Annotated in this window: 3 protein-coding genes; 2 read left to right on the top strand and 1 reads right to left on the bottom strand. The window is 71.5% G+C overall.

The window, feature by feature from the left end; genetic code table 11:
* Positions 1-229: 229 nt before the first annotated feature.
* Both ACFYE3_RS18955 and ACFYE3_RS18950 read left to right on the top strand, forming a co-directional pair.
* Positions 230-1,444, top strand: a complete 1,215-nt coding sequence (locus tag ACFYE3_RS18955; protein ID WP_387612005.1) for a glycosyltransferase — start codon at positions 230-232, stop codon at positions 1,442-1,444.
* 40 nt (positions 1,445-1,484) lie between these two features.
* Positions 1,485-1,883, top strand: coding sequence for a cupin domain-containing protein (locus tag ACFYE3_RS18950; protein ID WP_387612003.1), 399 nt, complete (start codon positions 1,485-1,487; stop codon positions 1,881-1,883).
* A 128-nt stretch (positions 1,884-2,011) separates the two neighbouring features.
* Here ACFYE3_RS18950 and ACFYE3_RS18945 read toward each other — a convergent pair whose 3' ends face one another.
* Positions 2,012-2,476: a DUF4383 domain-containing protein gene (locus ACFYE3_RS18945; RefSeq protein ID WP_387612000.1), complete on the bottom strand. Its 465-nt coding sequence runs from the start codon at positions 2,474-2,476 to the stop codon at positions 2,012-2,014.
* Between the last annotated feature and the right edge of the window lie 127 nt (positions 2,477-2,603).

Raw genomic sequence — 2,603 nt, 5'->3', positions numbered from 1 at the left:
GGGTGCTCTCGCCCACCGGGTCGAGCGCCTGCCCGTGATGCGCCGGGGTGAGGACCCGTCCACCAGCCGGGCGGAGCACTGATCGTCCACCGCACCCGGGCGCCGCTCCGGCCGGTCGGATGAGAGTTCTTTCTCGGGATGCTTGGCCCGAGGAACCCAAGTGTGGTTAGGGTGAGGAGTGGTCGAGCAGCCGGCCCGCAGTGCGTCGCTGTCGACAAAGGGTGCTCTTGTGGACCACACAGTCTTCGTGAAGGCCGACCGCCGTGATGAAGCCCCGGTCGAGGCGACCGCCGGGTGCCCCGTCGCGGATTCCCCCGCTTCCGGTCTTCTGGCCGATGCCCGTTACGTCCTGCCGCTGAAGTGGGCCGACGACGCCGACCTGGCAGGGCTCGCCCGCTACCTGACCGAGGTCGTGACGTGGTTGCCCGTCACTGTCGTCGACGGCTCCGCCGCGGAACTGTTCGCCGCCCATCGCCGGGCGCTGCCGGAGTCGGTCGAGCACGTCCGCCCGGAGCCGTGGCCCGGCGCCAACGGCAAGGTCGCGGGGGTGATGACCGGCGTGCGCCGTGCCCGCGAGGAGCGGATCGTGGTGGCCGACGACGACGTGCGCCACACCCGGCGGACCCTGGAAAGGATCATGGGGCTGCTGGAGCAGGCCGAGGTGGTCCGTCCGCAGAACTACTACCTGGAACTGCCCTGGCAGGCCCGGTGGGACTCCGGGCGCGCCCTGCTCAACCGTGCCCTGGGCGGGGACTGGCCCGGCACCCTCGGGGTGCGCCGATCGGTCCTGCTCACCGCCGGCGGCTACGACGGTGACGTGCTGTTCGAGAACCTCGAGCTCGTCCGTACCGTGCGCGCGGCCGGTGGGCGGGAAAAGGTGGCCCTGGACGTGCTGGTCGGTCGGGTGCCCCCCACCGTGTCCCACTTCCTCGGCCAGCGCGTCCGGCAGGCCTACGACGACTTCGCCCAGCCCTATCGTCTGCTCGCCGAGCTGTCCCTGCTGCCACTGATGTGCTGGGCCCTGCGGCACCCGGTTCGCCTGGCCGCGGGCGCCCTCGCCGTGTGCGGCGTGGCCGAGATGGGTCGACGCCGGGCCGAGGGCGTCCGGGTCTTTCCCGCCGACACCGTGCTGTGGGCTCCACTGTGGGTGCTGGAGCGGTCGGTGTGCGTGTGGGCGGCCGTGGCCGTCCGGGCGCGCGGCGGGGTGTCCTACGCGGGCGCCCGGCTGCGCACCGCCGGGCACTCCCGGGCCGTCCTGCGCCGGCGCCTGCGTCACCGGAGCAAGGGATCGCCGCTGCTCGACCCCGGCCCACGGCAGGAAAGGAGGCCAGTGGTGAGCGTGGGGGAGGGTGCCGCGGCCGAGCCGGCCTCACCGGCGATGGGCGACGAGCCGTGGCCGCTCCTGGGCTCGGCCCGGATGCCTCGGGACGGGCTTCCCGAGTAGTGGAAGGGCGGACGGGAGTCCCAGGGTGTGTACTGAGGGCATGAGCATCGACCCCACCGCCGCGAACGCCCTCCTGGTGCTGCAGGACGACGACCGCCCCCTCGAAGGCTGGCACGACGACCGGGGACACCTCGCCTGGCGCACCCTGTTCTCCGCCGGAGCGACCCCCAGCGACGCCCTGGTCACCGGGGTGGCCGAGCTCCCCGAGGGCGGTTTCCTCGCCCTGCACCGTCACGACCAGGCCGAGACGTACTACGTCCTCTCCGGAGAGGGTGTGGTCACCCTCGAGGGCATCGATCACTCGATCCGTCCCGGGTCCAACGTCTTCATCCCGGGCGGCCGCGAGCACGGCGCCCGGAACACCGGCGCCGGGGTGCTGCGCGTGTTCTACGTCCTCGCGGCCGACGACTTCGCCGACGTCGAGTACGTCTTCTCCTGACCGCACCCTTAGGACTCCGGGAGCGGAGTCCGTCCACGGGACCCCGCACAGGCAACGGCTCCCTGCCATCGGCGGGGAGCCGTTGCCTGTGCGGCAGCACGGACACGAACGATGCCCGGCCGCGGACCTCAGGTGCGGGTCCGGCCGGCGGCTCGGTCGTGGGTGTTCCGGTCCAGGAAGGACAGCCCGACCATGGTCAGGCCCAGGATCAGGTGCAGCCAGTCGTCGGCGGTGTTCAGGGGCACGAAGTTGGCGGTGGACTCCTTGTTGATGAGCAGGCCGTAGAGCCACAGCAGCAGGTAGACGGCACCGCCCCAGCGCAGGAAGTTCCGCGCCCCTCCCACGGTCCGGGCCAGGGCAATCCCGGCGATCCCGTAGAGCAGGTGGACGAGGTTGTGCAGGATCGAGACCTGGAAGACGCCCATGAGCATGGCCTCGGAGTGGTGGCCGGCGAACTGCAGGGTGTCGTAGCCGGTGGTGATGCCCGGGACGAACCCGGCCGCGCCCACGAGCAGGAAGACGACCCCGTAGAGCAGAGCGGCGGTCTGGACGGGGGAGCGGCGAGATGCGCTCCGATTGGTAGAGGCGGTCATGGTCGTTCCTCTCATCGGTCGAACTGTAGGAGCCGGGCAACTGGCCCGGTGGGGATTACTCCTTCTTGAGCTTGTCCTGGATCGTGCCGGCGGCCTTCTCCACGAGGTTCGGCTGCTCGGTGGTGCC

The sequence above is a fragment of the Kocuria arenosa genome (genome assembly GCF_042879215.1).
GTDB classification, from domain to species: domain Bacteria; phylum Actinomycetota; class Actinomycetes; order Actinomycetales; family Micrococcaceae; genus Kocuria; species Kocuria arenosa.
This window is presented reverse-complemented; position numbering and strand designations above follow the sequence as displayed.